The following is a 17,350-nucleotide window of genomic DNA, read 5'->3' on the forward strand; positions in this document are numbered from 1 at the left end:
CGCTCGGAGGTTCCGCTCGGCGGAGGGATTGTCGCGCAGCAACCAAAGCACGCTCGCGGGCACGGCGTTCAGGAGCCGCATCCACACATCGAAGAACGCGGGCGCTATCTTGAAATTGTTGTTGAAGGAACAGAACACGAAACCCCGTTCGGGCAGTCCGTACGAGGCGCGAGACGGCGTTCGTTCCGCAATGGGGCGCTTGCGGTCGTTCGGCTGATAGGAATCGGGGAGATGCACGATTCGTTCGGTATAAAAGGTCTGTTCATCGAAGGGCACGACGACGGGATCGGCAACGATGTAGTCGATGAAATTCGCCCCCATCGTCCCCGGATACCCGAGGAAGTTCACTTGAATGGGCGCTGGACGATGGGCGAGAATTTCGACGCGCGCGCCCTGCGTGTAGCCCTTGAGGTCGACCGCGATGTCAATCCCAAGGCTCGCGACGGCGCGTGCCGCCGACGGATCGCTCTCTTCCCGGATGTCGACAAAATAGTCGAATGCCCGCTTCAGTCGGCCGCGCATCGGGCTTCCATCGTCCGGCCCAAACGAAAAGGCAAAGAGTTCGAAGCGGGAGCGGTCGTGGGTTTCGAACAGTTCCGCCATGAGGTAGCCGGTTGCATGTTCATGGAAATCGGCCGAGAGATAACCGATTCGAATTTTGTCGTTGGCGTCTCTTCGCTCGCGCCAGAGAGGTGGACGTCTTTCGAGTTGCGAATGCCGCACGAAGTTCCGCGCGACCTGCAGTTGCTCCGCCGGCGTGCTCGCGCGAGCGATCGCGGTAAAGGGATAAACGACGCCTTTTTCGTAGGTCAGGGATAGCCCACACTTCGCATCCAGATCGTCGAGGGACGTCCACGCGCAAACTTGCCGCGCCACATAAGTCAACTGACCCACGACATAAGCATTCGAAGGCTCGAGCGCTGCAGCGCGTTGGAATCGGGTGAATGCGTCTTCGTATTTCTTCTGGACGAGGAGGACCGTCGCGAGATTGGCGTGAGCATCCGCAAAATCCGGGTCGAGATCGATCGCACGGCGATAGCAGGCCGCCGCCTCGTCATGGCGCTTCAGGTTCGCGAATGCGCTGCCAAGGTTCATATGCGCCGGGGCGAAGCCGGGTTGGATCTCGACGGCGCGCTGGTATGAGGCGATCGCTTCCCGATGCCGGCCCAATTTTGCGAGTGTGTTTCCGACGTTGTTGTGCGCGAGGGCCATGTCGGGGTTTATCTGCAAAGCCCTGCGGAAAAATCTCACCGCGTCTTCGTATTGCCCGAGATTGGCGAGGAGGTTGCCGAGATTATAGTGCGCATCGGCATTGTCCGGCGCCAATTCCAGCGCACGTTGGCAATAGGCGCGTGCCTCGTCATAGCGCCCGAGGGCCGTAAGCAGGACGCCGAGGTTGTTGTGCGCGGCGGTGAAATCGGGCCTCAGCCGGACGGCGTGACGATAGAAGACAACCGCTTCGTCGAGTTTTCGCTGCTCGAGAAACAGATTCGCAAGGCGGTTGTTCGCCTCGAATGAATCCGGGTCGATCGCGAGTGCCGCTCTGTAGCGCGCAGCCGCCGCATCCACACTTCCCCGCGATTTCAGCACAAGGCCAAGATCGCATTGGGCGCGCGCCGATCTCGGCTCTATTTCGAGGGCCTTGGCGAGATGAACGCACGCTTCGGCGTAGTTTCCCCGCTGTGCGCACGTCAGCCCGCGCAAATGCAAAGCCGCGACATTGCGCGGTTCGCTCAGCAGGACGTTATCGCACGCATTCGCCGCATCCGCGATGCGGCCTGATTGGTAGAGTTTCGCGGCGTCGCGGATGGGGGACTGACTCGTGGCATTCATTGGACGTCGTTCGCCGGCAACCCGGTCATCGCACTCCCCAGATGTCGGAGAGGATATCCCGGGCAATTCGGGCGACGATTATACGTAGAATCGGCCGCGCGTCACGCTACTCTTGCGAGAGTGCCGGCACCCCGCAACGCGCCTGCATCCGCAGCCGCACCGGTTTGCCATCGGGTTGGAGTCCGGCTGTCCGGGGGCGCTTGCGCTGACTGCGAATGGCTGAAAACTCAGATGTTCTAATATAAGAAAATTCTGAATCTGCTCGTCGGCCTCGCCAAGTCACCTTCAGTCGTCGTGAAGCTCGATATTGGGACCGCAGTTGCGCTTACCGTAGCCGACGCATTCTTGCGTCTTGTTCCAATCCACGAAAACGGTCGCGAGCCAATAGACGAGTGCAATCCCCGCGATTGCCGCGAGGAGGCCGAGATAGGAGCCCCTCTGCTTGCCCCCGCCACCCTGGTCCGCGCGCCGCGGCCCGCCCGATTTTTTCGGATCCGACTCGCTCACCGCCCATCCCTCGCGCGAACACACGACTTGCCGCCACCGCGCCTCATGACAAATGAAGGCATCATTGACTGTTGAGTTGGATGATTGGATTGCAAGTTCGAAGGCCCATGGTGACACAGGTCAGAACGCGGTCCCAATCCACGAACAAGATTGCAAGCCAATAGAACAACGCCACGCCGACGATGACCGCCGCCAGTATCAGATAGTCGCCGCGACCGCCCGGTCGCGGGTCGGGCCGTGGCGACACGCGATTGTTGTCGTTCGAGGCCACGGTCGGCCGTCGACTGAGCCAGGCGCTAAGTTCGATCTTCACCTTCCGCACCAAACCTCCCAACCTGTCGCGCTCATGGTACGCCGCCGCCCGCGGCCGACCTGCGGGTGCCGCCCAGGAATCGCGGGACACCACTGTGATAACAGCTTGCCGGCCATCATTGGAAGTGCGGGGTGTGCGCGCGGACGCGTGAGCGAACGATCAAACGGGTTCTTGCCAACGGATGCGAAAATACACCACAATGGTGTTTCAGCGGTCGAATTAACACCGAATTTGGTGTTAACGAAATCGACAACGCTGCTGTGAGTGGAGCGACCGCGCCGGAGCCTCGGTCAGCCGGCTGCCGTCAGCGAAAGGTCCGCATTGCCATGAATGCATTGAGAAAGATCCGCACAGCGAGGGGATTGAGCCAACCGGCTCTTGCGACGATGGCGCGGACGTCACAGCAGCAGATCGACAGGCTCGAGAAAGGACAGCGCCAACTTACGCTGAGATGGGCGCGCCGACTTGCCCCGATATTGGGCGTGGAAACCTATGATCTGGAGCCAAAAGGCGAATTCGAATTGGCCGAAGTGCGTGGCTATGTGGGTGCCGGCGAGGAAGTCGCGTTTTTCGAGGATCGAGCGGGCGGACAGTATGAACAGATCGAGGCGCCGCCAGGCGCACATGACACGGTGGCGCTGCGTGTTCGCGGCGACAGCATGAGTCCACGCTATCTCGATGGCGAAATCATCTTCTACTCGCGCGCACGGGGACTGGACCCGGCGAACTGCCTCTACGAAGATTGCGTCGTTCGCTTGCCGGACGGGCGCATGTTCTTGAAACTCGTCGAGCCCGGGAGCGACGCCGGCACGTTCACGCTGCGCTCCTACAACACCGCCAAGCCGCTCCTGGTGAATCGGAAAATCGAATGGATGGCACCCATCACTTGGCGCGGACCGCGGCATTACAGTCGTGGAGATGTCGATCGCTGATGCGTTCTCCGCCGCCGCGCTGAGACGACGCTGCGAGTTTTTGTTACATCGCAGGTGCTTTTTCGTTACACTTCCGCCCGGCGATCGCATTTGAGCGAGCTCGCCGTTTACAATGGCAACAGTGGGGGGTACCTCATGCCAGTAGCGAAGAAAGCAAAGCGTAAGACGAGGAAGACGACAGCGCGCAAGCCGGCAGCGAAGCGCAAGGCTACGCGCAAGGCTCCAGCGAGAAAACGGAAGACCACACGGGCGAAGAAAAAGTAAAAACAAACTCCGCTTTACAAAGCGCGAAAGGCGGCAGCGGTCGAGGACCGCTGCCGCCTTTCTGATTTTGGCGTCGACTGAACGCCGTTCACCAATACGACGGAATGTTACCGGTGGCGCCAATCGTCGCGGCAGGTCATTTCGTCGCGGCTTTCTGAAGGTCGATTGCGACGAGGGTGTGGCCCTGAATTTTGCGCGCAAAAATGCAAGCCCTCGCAGCTTCGACGCCGTTGCGAACCGAGCGCGATAAGCGGCTTGTCTTCCAACTTGCACATCGCAGGCGACATTCGATTCCACATGCCAATGACGATTGCGGCGGTGCCGGACGCAGTGCGGCGCACCTTCGATAACGCCATTAAAATAAGGGAAATTTCGCGATTGGCGAGATTGCCGGCTGACTCCTCGCCCGCAGGCCGCGGCGCACGGGACTCTCGACTCCCCGGCACGAGGCGAGCCGGTTTTTGCCAGGAGCACGAATGCCGTTCCCGAGAATGCGCGCAAAAAATTTGCCCGCGAATATTTTGTCGCGCTGCTGAAAAACGTCGCCGTCATGCAGCGCTGCAGGCGTTCCCACGCATCGATCGTCACCGCGCGATCGCAATGCTTCCATTCTATGTCACGGCACTCGGTTCAATGTCGCAATCCACAATCGGCCCCCGAAAGTCGTCTTGACGACGTTCAACATTGACAGGACCTGATCGTCGCGCGCGCAAACGCGCAACACCTTATTCGCCGCGGCCTAGACAGGATGCGTTCGCTTGCGGTGCGTCCGTTCGGTCGCGATACGCACGATTTTGCGGGTTGCCGTCGTACTGCGATGCGCCAGAAAATGATTCAATATAAGTCGAACATCCTGTGCATCGAATGCGCTTTCGCATTGCACCAAAATTTCTCGTTCGCGCGACTCGGGCGGCTCGATTCGCGCATTTTTGTCGCTTGGAGGCAAAAAATCGCCTTTTGGGGCAAAAAATTATTGCTTAGAAGAAAAAATTTTTCACCGCAGTTTTTGGACCGCACGAACGATTTTGCGGCTTCGTGCCCATGCGTTCCATTTGTGATTATCGACATGGGAATTCCGTTGTGACATCAACGGATGTGCATGACGCGCACGCTCATAGCTGGCTTGAAGCATGGCGAGCGTGATGACGCGTTCGGCGGTGGCAACGGTGACAACACCGCCGTCGACAACTTCGCCGCAGGAATTTAATTGTCGCGCAGAGAGTGGTTACTCTTGCGAACGTCCGCCGAGAAGCGGTGAGTGCTGTCGCTATCGCCCGGGCACGTCCACTGCAAGCTTTCACGGACGGTGTCGTGCTCGACCGAATTGTCCGAAATGAGCACCAAGGTCGGCGCGCACGGCCTAGCGCCTTGACGAATACGATCTTTACCGCGATATGCGGAACGGCGCGCCGCCGAACCGCCTCGGGAGATTCATACATATATATATGTGCGCCCGGCAGCATACCGACGAGAGAATGCGCCGGCGGCGTCTTCGCCGGTAAACCATTGAGATCGCTCCAATTACAAGGTCCCCACGTGGGTTTGGTGCCTGTATAGGCGAGCGTACCCCGATTCCCCATTTTGCCGCGGCAGAGCCGTTGGTTCGTTTTTTCCTGCTCTAGTGTTGCTTTAAATCCGTGGTGCCAACTCGCACACGGTTGCTGGTCAAGTTAACACCGAGTCGATGTGGCGGGCGCAACACCGGCTTGATGTTAGGGGGGCGCCGACTCGGATGTGCGACCTGCAGCGCGAATTGCCGTCGAGAGCGGACCGCTTGGCAAGGAACGCCATGCCAAGCTGGCTCCAGACCTTACGACGCAGGCCCGCTTGCCACCGATCAATCGATTTTCAGGGGCCAGTGCATTCAATCGAGCGGCAGAATCCGTCACGCCGCCTTGTTGTCTCGACGGATATAGGCCTGATGGCAGTGGTTTGCGCAGTAAGGCCGGCCTGGCGCTATCGGGGCCCCGCAGAACTTGAACTCCGTGCTCGAGGGGTCGCCGATCGGCCATTGGCAAGTCGGTCCTTTGTATTTGCCTACTCGCATGCCCGGCGAACTCTCGAATTTTATGGGTGAGGGCCGGCTCGCAAGGCCAAGCCGATGGGCCTTTCCGATCACGGCATTCCGCGTGACGGAACCCAGGCGTTCGGCGATCTGGCTTGCGGAGAGGCCCTGGGCCCAAAGCTGCTGCAATGCAGCAACCCGATCTTCTGTCCAGAACATTCCACACCTCGGCGTATCTAGTAGGTCCGATTCGAACACCTACAAGATAATGTGCCCCGTTGCGTGAGTCACACGTTTTCTGCCCCTACGTGGGCGAGGCGGAGCAGCAAATTGTGGATAAGGTCCCGGCTTGGCGGAAAAGGTGGGGTTGTTGTCGTTGCTGCCAAAAGACCTCCGTGCAACAATCCAGGGATGAATGCTCCGATGGGGATGCTTGTAGCTCCGAGCACGAAAATGCGCGTGAGGCCAGTCGGTTTGCTCGTCTATCCGGACGTGCACCTGCTCGATTTGAGCGGCCCGCTCACGGTGTTCGATACGGCGTCGAACCTATTGCTCTCCCATGGGGCCGCGCCCGAGCGTCCCTATCCGCACGTCATCCTTGGCCCCGCCGCAGGCGTATTGCGTACGTCGTCCGGCGTCGGCGTCGCGGTGGACAGCGCATTTACGGACTTCGACGGCGATCTCGACACGTTGCTTGTTGCTGGCGGTCAAGGATCGCGCATGGCCCGCAACGATCCAACCTTGATCGGTTGGATCAGGGGCACCGCAACGCGCGTGCGGCGAATCGGCTCGATCTGCACGGGCGCACTCTTGTTGGCGAAAGCCGGGCTACTCGACGGCAAGCGCGCAACCACCCACTGGGCCGCGTGCCGCCTGCTCGCGGAGAAACATCCCTCGATTGCAGTCGACCCTGACGCGATCTATGTGCGGGACGAAAACGTTTACACTTCGGCCGGCGTCACCGCGGGCATGGACCTGGCGCTCGCCCTCGTCGAGGAGGATTGGGGCCGAGAACTCGCGCTCATGGTGGCGCGGTGGCTGGTCATGTTCGTCAAACGGCCAGGGGGACAATCCCAGTTCAGCGCCCATCTCCAGGCACAAACCGCCGAGCGCCCGCGTATCCGCTCGCTTCAGGATTGGATCGTCCAGCATCTGCGCGAAGATCTCGCCGTACCGGCGCTCGCGGCACGGGCGGCGATGAGCCCGCGCAACTTCGCACGCGTGTTTCTCAGCGAAACCGGCCAAACCCCCGCCGTGTTCGTCGAGACAGCACGCCTCGACGCCGCGCGCCGCATGCTCGAGGACTCGAGCCGGTCCGTCGAGTACATTGCGATGGACTGCGGCTTTGGCAATGCCGAGCGGCTGCGCCGTTCTTTCCAGCGCAACTTGGGCGTCAGCCCGCAAGATTACCGCCGGCGCTTTCGCTCGAGGCCCGAGGGGCCTGCACGGAATTTCGCGGGTCATCGTCCAGCGCCCGCAGACCTCTAAGCCTGCCCACCGTCGCGGCGGAAACATTTTTATTTTTCGGTCAATCTCTCAAAGCCGTCGGCACTCCACGATTCGCTGCCCACCCCGTGGTGGACAAAGAACAACCCAGCGGGATCGTATTTTCGCTTCACCTCGAGCAGCCTTGAATAATTCGAACCCCAGTAGGCCGCTTGCCAATCGGACTCGAAAAAATTGCTTTCGGCGAAATAAGAACCGCCGTCGGATGCAAGACTCTTCAACGCCGCCATGGCTCGTCCAACCTCGCCGGCCGTGTGCCGACCTCCGGCGAGATCGGGCTCGTGGCCTTCGATGCCCGGATAGGCGGGAGGTCCTTCGCCGCCGATAATCGCGAGAACGAAGGCGTCGAGCACTTTCGGATTGGTCGCCGTTTCGCGCGTTGCAGCGACGGCCTGAGCCGAACCGCCGGCCAACCCTTTCTGAAAATGGAGTTCGACGGGTGCGTGCCGAGCGGCGGTGCAAAGCGCATCCACCAGTGCGCCTTGCCGCTCTTTTTGCAGAAGTTCAGCGGGCAGCCAGAGTGACTCGTATCCGAAGATGAAGTGCCCCGCTTCCGCCAAATTGCCGGACCAGAAGACATTGTCCGGAGAGGCGTTGGAGCGATTGTCCGTGAGGAGTGCTCCCGGAACGTAGGCTTTCAGGAAGGCAGCGTCCCAGCCACGTCGTGCCGGAATGCTGCGCACGATCGGCGCCTGCAGGAATGCGTAATCGTCCGGCATTGCCGCGACCGTCCATTCGAAGAACGGCCGCCAAAGAGCCTCCGCCTGCACCTCGTCCAGACCCTGGAACGACATTCGGATATCGAGCCGATTTCCCGGGCGGAGCGTCACAATCTCGCCCCAATGAGGGTTGTGGAGCTTTTCGGCGTAAAGCGCCACGAGTTGAACGATTAGCCTGCTAAAGGCCTCATCGGAGGCGGCATGGATCGTGGCGTGGACCCCGCCGAAAAAGCTCGGCAGATCGTGCGTCCTCAGCGTCAGCCGCGTGACGACACCGAGACTGCCTCCGCCGCCGCCCTTGAGCCCCCAGAAAAGGTCGGGATTGGTGCAGGCATTCGCAATTCGCACCGCGCCATCGGCGGTGACGATTTCGGCCTCCAGTAGATTGGCCGCGGCAGTGCCGAATTGCTTGGAGAAGCTGCCGAACCCGCCGGCCTGCACGAGTCCGGCGACGCCGACCGTGAGGCAACCCCCACCTTGCACATAACGTCCGCCCTCTGTCGTCACCCCGCGATAGGCGTGGCCCCAGATCGCCCCTGCTCCGATGCTGACGGCGGGCTGCGGTGCTTCTTGCCCTTCGCATCCAACGCCGACGAATGCATCGTGGCGGAGAATGGCGCTCATCCGCCGCGTCCAGATCAGCAGCGAGTCCGGCGCATTCGACCGGCCGAGATAACTATGGCCGCCACCCTTGATCACCAGTCGCAAATTCTTGTCCCGTGCGAAATTGACCGCTGCAACAACGTCCGCGGTCGTTTCAGCCGCGACCGCATAGACGCTCGGGCGAAAGGTCCAGGCATCCACCCATCCGACCGTCTGCGTGAGGCCGACGTGGTCGCCGATGTAGTATGGATTTTTCAGGCTCTTGAAGATGTCGTCGCACGAGCTGCCGTCGGGTACGCGCCGGCAATCGTCAAGCGGCGAGGTGGCATCGATCAATCGCCCGCCCGTCTGCCTGCGAAGATCGTCCCACTCCGCGGGCGTCGGCCATGCCGGATCGCTCGGCCGGACGCGTGTCGCGGTTGCGGCGAGTGCCGACGAATTTGATGTCGGCGCAGCCTTGGCTCGCTTGCTCAGCCCGACGAGAAACGGGGCTGCCGCCAGCGCACCGAGGAGATTGCGTCGCCTCATTCCCGTCATCCCTGCAGCCGAGCCGACCGGTGCGATAGTAGACCAAACCTGTGGCCTGCGCGCGGAATCGGGGAACGACACGATCCACGTCAGCGCGTCGCGATTTCGGCGAGCGTCTTACTATTGCGCAGCCGATTGCGGCGATAATGCAGTTTGCGGTGCCGTCAGGGGCTGTAATGGCGTCAATTCGACGGGGGCGAGCGGAGCCGATTGGGGCGGGGATGCGATTTCGGGGCCCGAATTCCGAGAAGGTGGCGGTGCTGCATTCGCGTTCGCGTCCGGCGACGGAGGGGGAGCAGCGCCAAAATTTCCTAGCAAGATTCGACCGGGAACGGGCGTTGCGTAGCATTCCGGACGCGCCAGGGTCGCATAGCAATAGAGCGGGTCGGGTGCCGGCCGAGGATCCCGCGGAACCCAATCGTATTTGAGGATGCCGCTTTCATTGGGCGGAACGCCGGGAAACCGGTCGCACGACGCTAAAAGCATGAAAAGTGCGAGGACAAAACCGAGTCGAATCATGAGCTAGTGATGCACCGATCTCGTTTCGAATCCCTTAACCGGACATGGTCGCAAAAACCATCCGAAAGATCGCTATAGATTGCTCATTTGAGGTTCCCAAAATGTTCTAACATTTCTGCCTATAAATCATATATTTCTAATATAATTTTGACCATATAGAATACGTAAACTGAACATTCCTCCAACATCGAACCCATCGCGCGCACGATCCCAGGCCGATCGATTATGTTGGAAAGTCCCCGATGCGGGGGCTCAGGTGCGAACGTCTACAACGATGCGCCCGCGCACCTGGCCTTTGAGGATTTGCGGGCCAAGCGTGAGCACCTCGGCGAGGGAAACGTTGCGGATCATCGTGTCAAGCTTGGCGAGGGGCAGGTCCCGTGCCAGGCGCTGCCACGCTTCCGTGCGGGGCTCAATCGGGCACATGACCGAGTCGATGCCAAGCAGTTTCACGCCGCGAAGGATGAACGGCATCACGGTCGTGGGCACATCGCTTCCGCCGGCGAGACCGCAGGACGCAACGCTCCCGCGATATTTGATTTGCGCGAGCACGTTGGCGAGTGTGTTGCCTCCGACCGAGTCGATACCGCCCGCCCATCGTTCCGACAGGAGCGGTTTTGTGGGCTTTTCCGATAACGTCGCCCGATCGACGATCGAGCTGGCGCCGAGTGCGCGCAAATAGTCGTGCGTATCGGCACGGCCCGTCGAGGCGGCGACCGCGTAGCCAAGCTTCGCGAGGATCGCCGTCGCGATACTGCCCACACCACCCGCGGCTCCGGTTACGACCACCTCGCCCGACGCCGGCCGCACGTCGTGCGATTCAAGCGCCAGGACCGCGAGCATCGCGGTGAATCCCGCGGTCCCGATGCCCATCGCCTGAAGCGTGGTCAATCCCCCGGGGAGTGGAACGAGCCATTCGCTCTTGACGCGCGCTTTTTGCGCATACCCACCCCAATGCCCCTCGCCCACGCGCCAGCCGGTGAGGATCACCTTGTCACCGCGCTTGAAGCGGGTCGAATGCGAGTCCTCGACCGTGCCTGCGAAATCGACTCCGGGGACATGAGGGTATCGGCGCACCAAGCGGCCGAGCCCGCCCAGCACGAGCCCATCCTTGTAATTGAGGGTCGAATATTCGACCGCAACGGTGACGTCGCCTTCCGGAAGCTGCGACTCCTCGAGCGTCTTGAGCGCACCCGTAACCTTGCCGCTGCTCTCCTCGAGGAGAATCGCCTTGAAGCTCATGCCCTCGTCCCTCCTGCGCGCTTACCGCCAAGGCCCCTAGCGAAGGGCCTCGAGCACGCTCGCGTAATTGGCGACACCGGCACCGCCCATATTGAACACGCCCGCAATTTTGGCGTCCTTGACTTGCATCCCGCCGGCATCGCCCCGAACTTGCATCGAAGCCATAATGTGCATCGAAACGCCGGTGGCGCCGATCGGGTGCCCCTTGGCCTTGAGCCCACCCGAGGGATTGACGGGCAGCTTGCCGTCCTTTTCGGTCCAGCCCTCCTCGATCGCGCGATGGCCCTCGCCCGGCTTGGCCAGGCCCATCGCCTCGTATTGCATGAGTTCGGCGATGGTGAAGCAATCGTGGGTTTCCACCAGCGAGAGATCGTCGAGGCCCATGCGCGCTTGGCCCAACGCAATGCGCCAGGCCTCGGAGCAACCGTCGAGTCGCGTCATGTCGCGCCGGCTCATGGGAAGAAAGTCGCTCACATGGGCTGCAGCACGGAACGCAACCGCCTTCTTCATCGAGAGTGCGGTCTCGACGTCGGCGATCACGACTGCGGCCGCGCCATCGGAGACGAGGGAGCAATCCGTGCGGCGCAAGGGCGGCGCCACGAACGGATTTTTCTCGCTGACCGTGCGGCAAAATTCATAGCCAAGATCCTTGCGCAGTTGCGCGTAGGGATTGGCGACGCCGTTCTTGTGGTTCTTGGCGGCGATACGCGCAAGCGCGTCGGAACGGTCGCCGTATCGCTGAAAATATAGCTGCGCGATGCGGCCGAACACCGCCGCGAAGCTGCCGCATTCCTCCCGCTCTTCCTTTGCGTAGCTCGCCTTCATCAGAAGGTCGCCCAGGACCTCGTTCGTGACTTCCGTCATCTTTTCGACACCGACCACGAGAACGATCCGGGCATCGCGCGCCTTGATTGCGCCGAGGCCCGTGTGGACCGCCGCCGAGCCGGTGGCGCAGGCATTTTCGAGACGAGTCGCCGGCTTGAAGCGAAGGCCCTCATCCGCCTGCAGGACGAGCGAGGATGGGAAATCCTGGTAGACGAAGCCGCCGTTGAAATTGCCGATATAGATGCGATCGATGTCCTTGGCCTCGACACCCGCGTCGGCGATCGCGCCCCGCGCAACCGCCACGATCATGCTCTCGAGATCGTCCGTCTCGCGCTTGCCGAACGGCAAATGACTCCATCCGACGATGCAGGCTGTCATGGCTCACTCCTTCGGAAAGCGGGCCCGGGGGCCGGTGCCCAAGGCGGCGGCGAACGCCGCATGCGCTTTGTCGCGTCACAATAGCAGAGCGAAGATGATAGCGAAACCGCGGCCGGGCCGCGCCGAAGCCGGAGGTGCGCGTTCACCGGCCCTGCAGCGTGCGGTTGAAGAACGCGGACATCTCCGAACCGAAGCGGGCGTGGAGCGCCTTCCGGTCGATCCCGTTCGGGTCCTCGCAAATGCCGGGTGCTATCCGACGCAGGGCCTCCGAACACGGGGCGAGGAAGACGTAGTGCCCAGCCCCCTCGACCTCGACGTATTCGGGAGGTGTCGGCAGCATGTCCCGGATCCGCGCCGCGTTATAGGGATGGCGCAGGACCTCGTCATGGGTTGGGCGGTAGATGCGCACTGGAACGCGTACATTGGCAAGCGATGCCCGATCGAAAACGAACCCGAGCGCGGGCGCCATCAGCACGGCAGCCTTGATGCGCGGATCGTGCGTGAAGCCGAGATCGGGACGCAAATTCCTGGGGCCCCCGGTGCCGCACATCATCCGATCGTCGGGCTGCTCCCGGCAGTAATCGGCGAATTTGCCCATATCCGGCTGACCGCCGATGAGGACGAGTGCCGTGTAGCCGCCCGCCGAGAAACCCATGATGCCGATTCGCTCCTTGTCGACGATCGGCCCAAAGGTTGGACCGGCGAGCACGGCATCGAGGAGGGCGCGCATGTGAAGCGGGCGGCCTTTGTATTGCAGGTCGGTTCCGAAGCCGCTCGTGTCGAGGAAATTGTCGCGCGGATGCATCAGCGCTGCCGCGACGAATCCATGTCGCGCCAGGTCCGTGAGCATGTCGTGATGGCCGAGTTGGGAGCCTCCGATGCCATGCGATACGAGCACCAACGGAAAACGGCCGCTCGCGAGGGGAGCGCCTTCACCCGCTTCGATTTCGTAGGACCCCTTGCGCGCCGCACCCGCCAGCACCTTGGTCGGGTAGACGACGATAGCGCGCATGGCGTCACCTTCGACTGGGTCCGTCACGCTGAATTCCACGAGTCCGGCATTGAAAGTCGGTGTCATGCTATTCTCGGTCAAGCACCGGTCTCACGTGGAATGACGAGCAAGCGGCCCGCCCCTGCGATGAGAGTACTCCATCGCGCGCTGCCGCGATCAAGGTCCATATTTCGCTCCTCCACGTGCGACGGTGCGCGGGCGACGCGGTGATACTATCCTCGGATTTTCGCCGTGCAAGAACATGAGACGAACTTGTACCCACGACCGCCCGCACCTCTGTGGGAAATATTCGCGGCGTTCTTGCGCCTGGGACTGACCTCGTTCGGCGGACCGGTTGCGCACCTTGGATATTTCCGGAACGAATTCGTTGGCCGGCGACGATGGCTCGGCGAGGGTGCTTACGCCGATCTCGTCGCACTCTGCCAATTCCTGCCGGGCCCGGCGAGCAGCCAAGTCGGATTTGGGCTGGGCCTTCTGCGCGGCGGCCTCGCTGGCGCCTTCCTGGCGTGGCTCGGCTTCACCGCACCTTCGGCGATCGCATTGACGCTTTTCGGGTACGGTGCGGAAAAATACGGAAACCTGCTCGGTACCGGCTTTCTGCATGGTCTCAATGTCGTCGCCGTCGCCGTGGTGGCGCAAGCAGTGTGGAGCATGGCGCGCGTTCTCACGCCCGATCGCCAGCGCATGACGACGGCAGTCGTTGCATGCATCGTCGTTCTCGCGTGGCCCGGCAGCTTCGGCCAGATTGCGGCAATTCTCGGCGGGGCCTCGATCGGAAGGCTTTTGTTCAAGCCCGAGCGTGAGAGTGCACCCGCCACGGATGCGCTCTTCGTAACCGTCGGCCGAACCACGGCAATGAGCTGTGCGACAGTCTTCCTCGTCCTCCTCGCGGGACTTCCGCTTGCCGCCTCGATCGTCCCGGATCATGCGCTGGCGCTCGTCGACCGGCTCTATCGCGCGGGAGCACTCGTCTTCGGCGGCGGCCATGTCATTCTGCCGCTGCTGCAATCGGCCGTCGTGCCGCCGGGCTGGGTCGACAACGCCACTTTTCTCGCCGGATACGGTGCCGCCCAGGCGGTACCCGGCCCGCTCTTCACATTCGCGGCTTACCTCGGCACCGTGATGAGTCCGGCGCCCAACGGCTGGCTCGGCGCCATCCTATGCCTGTTCGCGATTTACTTGCCGACATTCCTGCTGATGATCGGCGCGATGCCGCTTTGGAACTACGCGCGCAGCCACCCGGCGATCCGCGCCGCACTGACGGGTGTCAATGCCGCCGTTGTCGGGCTCTTGCTCGCGGCCCTTTACAATCCAGTTTGGACGAGCGCCATTCTGGACCGGAGCGATTTCATGCTCGCGCTTGCGGCGTTCCTATTACTCGCCCTCTGGCGCACCCCACCTTGGCTCGTCGTCGCGCTGACTGCAGTCGGTGGCACACTCCTCGCCGCGTTCTGAGCGGAGCTGGAAGAGGCTATTTATTGCGCTTCGCCGACTGTGAAGCGCAGCACGGCCTCGGTCAGATGGCTGTCCGAGGCGAGCGCCTTGTAGGCGATCCCATACTTGCCTGGCTTGAGGGGCGGAAGCTTGATCAGCTCCTCCGTGGTGTCTTTTCCCGGCATGACCTCAAGATCGCGTTGCTCTTTCCCCGGACCCACGAGAATGGCGCGGAAGAATGCCTGCTCGAGCGATGCATTGAAGCGAAAGGTGACGGTCATTGCCGTATCCGGGGCAATCGGCGCGGTGCCAAGGGTATGGTCGATCAGGATCGCGTGCGCGAAAGTGGGGCCTGCGGCCATGACAAGCATCGCCGCCGCGACGAGTAGCGTCGCTAATCGTCGAGCGATCGGGGGAAATTTCCAGCCTGCCGGCACATTGCGGAAATAGATCGATACCGCCGTTTCTTTCGTCATCGTCAAACCCGTCAACCGCCATCCGAATGCGCAGGGGGGCCGTTCGCACACGCCATTCCAGCGCCCCCTGGTCGTCCATCGAGCCGCCACATTAATAAGTGGGTTCGCTCAACTGCGCATCAAATTAGTGCATGAAGGCGAGGACTTGACGCCCACGCGCGCGACCTGATGGAGCCGGCCGAGCGCCCGCGTTACGTCACTGAGGATTATTGCCAAAGGCGCCGCTTCCGTAGCCTGGGAAAGGATGGACGGGCGGCTGGCTCGGGTCGAGGTAGGTCCTCGACCCCGAGCCGAAGGGGGTGGAGAACTGGTTGGGGGTCACCGATATGCCGAAATGCGGACCCAAGGATAGATAGTTCTGATTTTGCCCGGTGGAGGGATCGGTCAAGTGCTGGACCGGCGCTTGCTCGTCAGGGTCGACGAATTTGCTCCCGCTATCGGAGCCGCTTCCGTAGTTTTCGATCGTGAAAGCGCCAGCACCCGCGGTTCCAAACAACGTCGCGACGCAAAACAAACTAGCCAAGGTGAGAGCGCGTTTCATGGGTCCCTCGATCGACCGGAAGCTCAACGCCGCATTATAGACCTAAGCGCAGGGGCCGCAAATTACAAGAAAGCACGTTCCCGCCCGACGGCGTTTGTGCCGAACATCCAGGTTTTATCGATGGCGGAATCTCTGCTATGACGAGAGAAGACTTGGGAGGCACCCCGTATCACTCGGCGTGGCGGCTCGCTGTACGCGCGCGCTCGACACGGTTTGCGGCTTCCTGATCGATTGCCTGGGTCAATTCCGGGTGACGAGCCGCGATCAAACGGAAATCGGCGATATCGAGTTCGAGCAGCACGGCCTTCTGCCGCGCGATCACGGTCGCGGTACGCGGCCCACCGGTGATGAGCGCGATCTCGCCCACGAAGGCGCCCGGTCCGAGTCGGATTGGGGCCGGCTTCACGTCGACCTCGATCTCGCCCTCGACGATGAAAAACATGCAATCTCCGGGGTCGCCGCGCCGCATGATCACGCTGTGCGCGGCAAAGTCGCGCGGCTTGAGCAAGCTCGCCACCTCGGCGATCACCGTAGCGCTCACGTCACGGAAATAGGGCACCTTCGCCACCAGATCCCAGGTCCTGAGAAACTCTTGCCGGCGCATCTCGAGCGCGAATTCCGTTGCCAGGATGCCGGCCCAGAGGGCGAAGAGGATGATGCCGCACACCATGACGGCACCGCCGAGCGTGCGGCCAAGCGGTGTTAGCGGAACAGCGTCGCCGTAGCCCGTGGTGGTAAGCGTCGTGATCGCCCACCAGAGCGCTTCGGGAATGGTGCCGAACTTGTCCGGCTGGGTATCACCCTCGACGAGATACGCAAGGGTCGCGGCGAATATGAGGATGATCAGAAACGCGAAAAAGACCGCGAGCAACGGCTCGCGCGCCTGACGCAATACGCGTCCGAGAAGGCCGAGACGCGGGGAATGCCGGGCGAGCTTCAGGACCCAGAGAACGCCAAAGAGCCTTGCAAGGGTGGGATCGTCGACGACGATAAGCGCAACGAGGCTCGGCAGCCACGCGGCAAGATCGATGATGCCCCACGTGGAAATCATCCACCGCCAGCGAAGCGTGGAGGCGGAGAGACGGCCTCGCCAGGCACTCAAACGCGGCGCAACGGCGACGCGGGCTGCGTATTCGAGGGTGAAGAACGCCAACACCGCGTAAGCAAGCGTATCGAGTACCCCACCCTGCGCGGCAACGATCGATGGGACGGTCCCCAACACGACCGACCCGAGGCCGAGGGCAAGGGCGGCGCCATGAGCAACGCGGAATAGGCGCGCGGCCGTACCCCCGCCACGCGCCTCGAGCGTAATGCGCATCGCTTCCGTGATCGTCACCCCGGCGCCCTTCTGTCTACGATCCCGGCGCCTTCGCGCCCGGTCCGCCGGCATTTTTGCCGCCAGTCTCGACCGACGCGCAATCTAGCTCCAAACGATAAGGCAAGCCAACTGCTTGCGCCGAGCGAGGCGGAAATTGACCCGGCGGGGAAGTTCCAGTAAAATACGTTTTACCGGTTATAAAAGGAAAGGAGGCAATAAAATGAACGCTCGCCTGGTTTCGCTCGCCGTCGTCGCGGCATTCGTCGTCGTCGGCTTCATTATCCATCAGACCCCTTTCGGCGCAAACCCGCTCGCCGCCCAAACGTCCGGTCTGCCTGCCCAGACGACGCTAATTGCGCGAATCTGGCACGGCCATACGCCCGCGGCAAAGGCAG

The 17,350-nt window shown here is 61.8% G+C and carries 15 protein-coding genes; 4 read left to right on the top strand and 11 right to left on the bottom strand.

Annotation, left to right across the window (positions count from 1 at the left end; genetic code table 11):
* From VEJ16_18345 to VEJ16_18355, 3 genes are all read right to left on the bottom strand, one after another.
* Positions 1-1,833, bottom strand: a 1,833-nt coding sequence (locus tag VEJ16_18345) for a tetratricopeptide repeat protein (GenBank protein ID HYB11623.1), incomplete at its 3' end; no start/stop codon positions are given.
* Positions 1,834-2,118: 285 nt separating this feature from the next.
* The gene (locus VEJ16_18350) at positions 2,119-2,340 is read right to left on the bottom strand and encodes a hypothetical protein (GenBank protein HYB11624.1); all 222 of its coding nucleotides are present in this window, start codon (positions 2,338-2,340) and stop codon (positions 2,119-2,121) included.
* 61 nt (positions 2,341-2,401) lie between these two features.
* Positions 2,402-2,662, bottom strand: coding sequence for a hypothetical protein (locus tag VEJ16_18355; protein ID HYB11625.1), 261 nt, complete (start codon positions 2,660-2,662; stop codon positions 2,402-2,404).
* A gap of 317 nt (positions 2,663-2,979) precedes the next feature.
* On the opposite strand from VEJ16_18355, the gene VEJ16_18360 reads away from it, so the two are divergent.
* Both VEJ16_18360 and VEJ16_18365 read left to right on the top strand, forming a co-directional pair.
* Entirely contained in the window at positions 2,980-3,585 is a 606-nt protein-coding gene (locus tag VEJ16_18360) for a helix-turn-helix domain-containing protein (GenBank protein ID HYB11626.1), read from the top strand.
* 1,012 nt (positions 3,586-4,597) lie between these two features.
* Entirely contained in the window at positions 4,598-4,933 is a 336-nt protein-coding gene (locus tag VEJ16_18365) for a hypothetical protein (protein HYB11627.1), read from the top strand.
* Positions 4,934-5,734: 801 nt separating this feature from the next.
* Here VEJ16_18365 and VEJ16_18370 read toward each other — a convergent pair.
* Complete coding sequence (locus VEJ16_18370; protein HYB11628.1) at positions 5,735-6,073, bottom strand: GcrA family cell cycle regulator; 339 nt, start codon at positions 6,071-6,073, stop codon at positions 5,735-5,737.
* A 234-nt stretch (positions 6,074-6,307) separates the two neighbouring features.
* Between VEJ16_18370 and VEJ16_18375 the strand changes: the two genes are divergently transcribed.
* On the top strand, positions 6,308-7,342 hold the full coding sequence (locus tag VEJ16_18375; GenBank protein ID HYB11629.1) for a helix-turn-helix domain-containing protein: 1,035 nt from the start codon (positions 6,308-6,310) through the stop codon (positions 7,340-7,342).
* Between the two features lie 29 nt (positions 7,343-7,371).
* Here VEJ16_18375 and VEJ16_18380 read toward each other — a convergent pair whose 3' ends face one another.
* From VEJ16_18380 to VEJ16_18395, 4 genes are all read right to left on the bottom strand, one after another.
* Positions 7,372-9,210 carry an FAD-dependent oxidoreductase gene (locus VEJ16_18380; GenBank protein ID HYB11630.1) on the bottom strand — a complete coding sequence of 613 codons (1,839 nt, stop codon included), beginning with the start codon at positions 9,208-9,210 and terminating at the stop codon, positions 7,372-7,374.
* 771 nt (positions 9,211-9,981) lie between these two features.
* Positions 9,982-10,971: an MDR family oxidoreductase gene (locus VEJ16_18385; protein ID HYB11631.1), complete on the bottom strand. Its 990-nt coding sequence runs from the start codon at positions 10,969-10,971 to the stop codon at positions 9,982-9,984.
* A gap of 36 nt (positions 10,972-11,007) precedes the next feature.
* Positions 11,008-12,174 carry an acetyl-CoA acetyltransferase gene (locus tag VEJ16_18390; protein ID HYB11632.1) on the bottom strand — a complete coding sequence of 389 codons (1,167 nt, stop codon included), beginning with the start codon at positions 12,172-12,174 and terminating at the stop codon, positions 11,008-11,010.
* A gap of 142 nt (positions 12,175-12,316) precedes the next feature.
* The gene (locus tag VEJ16_18395; GenBank protein ID HYB11633.1) at positions 12,317-13,267 is read right to left on the bottom strand and encodes a hypothetical protein; all 951 of its coding nucleotides are present in this window, start codon (positions 13,265-13,267) and stop codon (positions 12,317-12,319) included.
* A gap of 171 nt (positions 13,268-13,438) precedes the next feature.
* Here VEJ16_18395 and chrA point away from each other — a divergent pair, with 171 nt between their 5' ends.
* Positions 13,439-14,641, top strand: coding sequence for a chromate efflux transporter (gene chrA / locus VEJ16_18400; protein HYB11634.1), 1,203 nt, complete (start codon positions 13,439-13,441; stop codon positions 14,639-14,641).
* A gap of 20 nt (positions 14,642-14,661) precedes the next feature.
* Here chrA and VEJ16_18405 read toward each other — a convergent pair whose 3' ends face one another.
* The 3 genes from VEJ16_18405 to VEJ16_18415 all read right to left on the bottom strand — a co-directional run bounded on the left by VEJ16_18405 (position 14,662) and on the right by VEJ16_18415 (position 16,973).
* Positions 14,662-15,096, bottom strand: coding sequence for a copper resistance protein CopC (locus VEJ16_18405; GenBank protein ID HYB11635.1), 435 nt, complete (start codon positions 15,094-15,096; stop codon positions 14,662-14,664).
* Positions 15,097-15,292: 196 nt separating this feature from the next.
* Positions 15,293-15,637 carry a hypothetical protein gene (locus VEJ16_18410; protein HYB11636.1) on the bottom strand — a complete coding sequence of 115 codons (345 nt, stop codon included), beginning with the start codon at positions 15,635-15,637 and terminating at the stop codon, positions 15,293-15,295.
* 169 nt (positions 15,638-15,806) lie between these two features.
* Positions 15,807-16,973 carry a cyclic nucleotide-gated ion channel gene (locus VEJ16_18415; protein HYB11637.1) on the bottom strand — a complete coding sequence of 389 codons (1,167 nt, stop codon included), beginning with the start codon at positions 16,971-16,973 and terminating at the stop codon, positions 15,807-15,809.
* Between the last annotated feature and the right edge of the window lie 377 nt (positions 16,974-17,350).

This window comes from Alphaproteobacteria bacterium, assembly GCA_035625915.1.
Classification (GTDB): Bacteria; Pseudomonadota; Alphaproteobacteria; order JACZXZ01; family JACZXZ01; genus DATDHA01.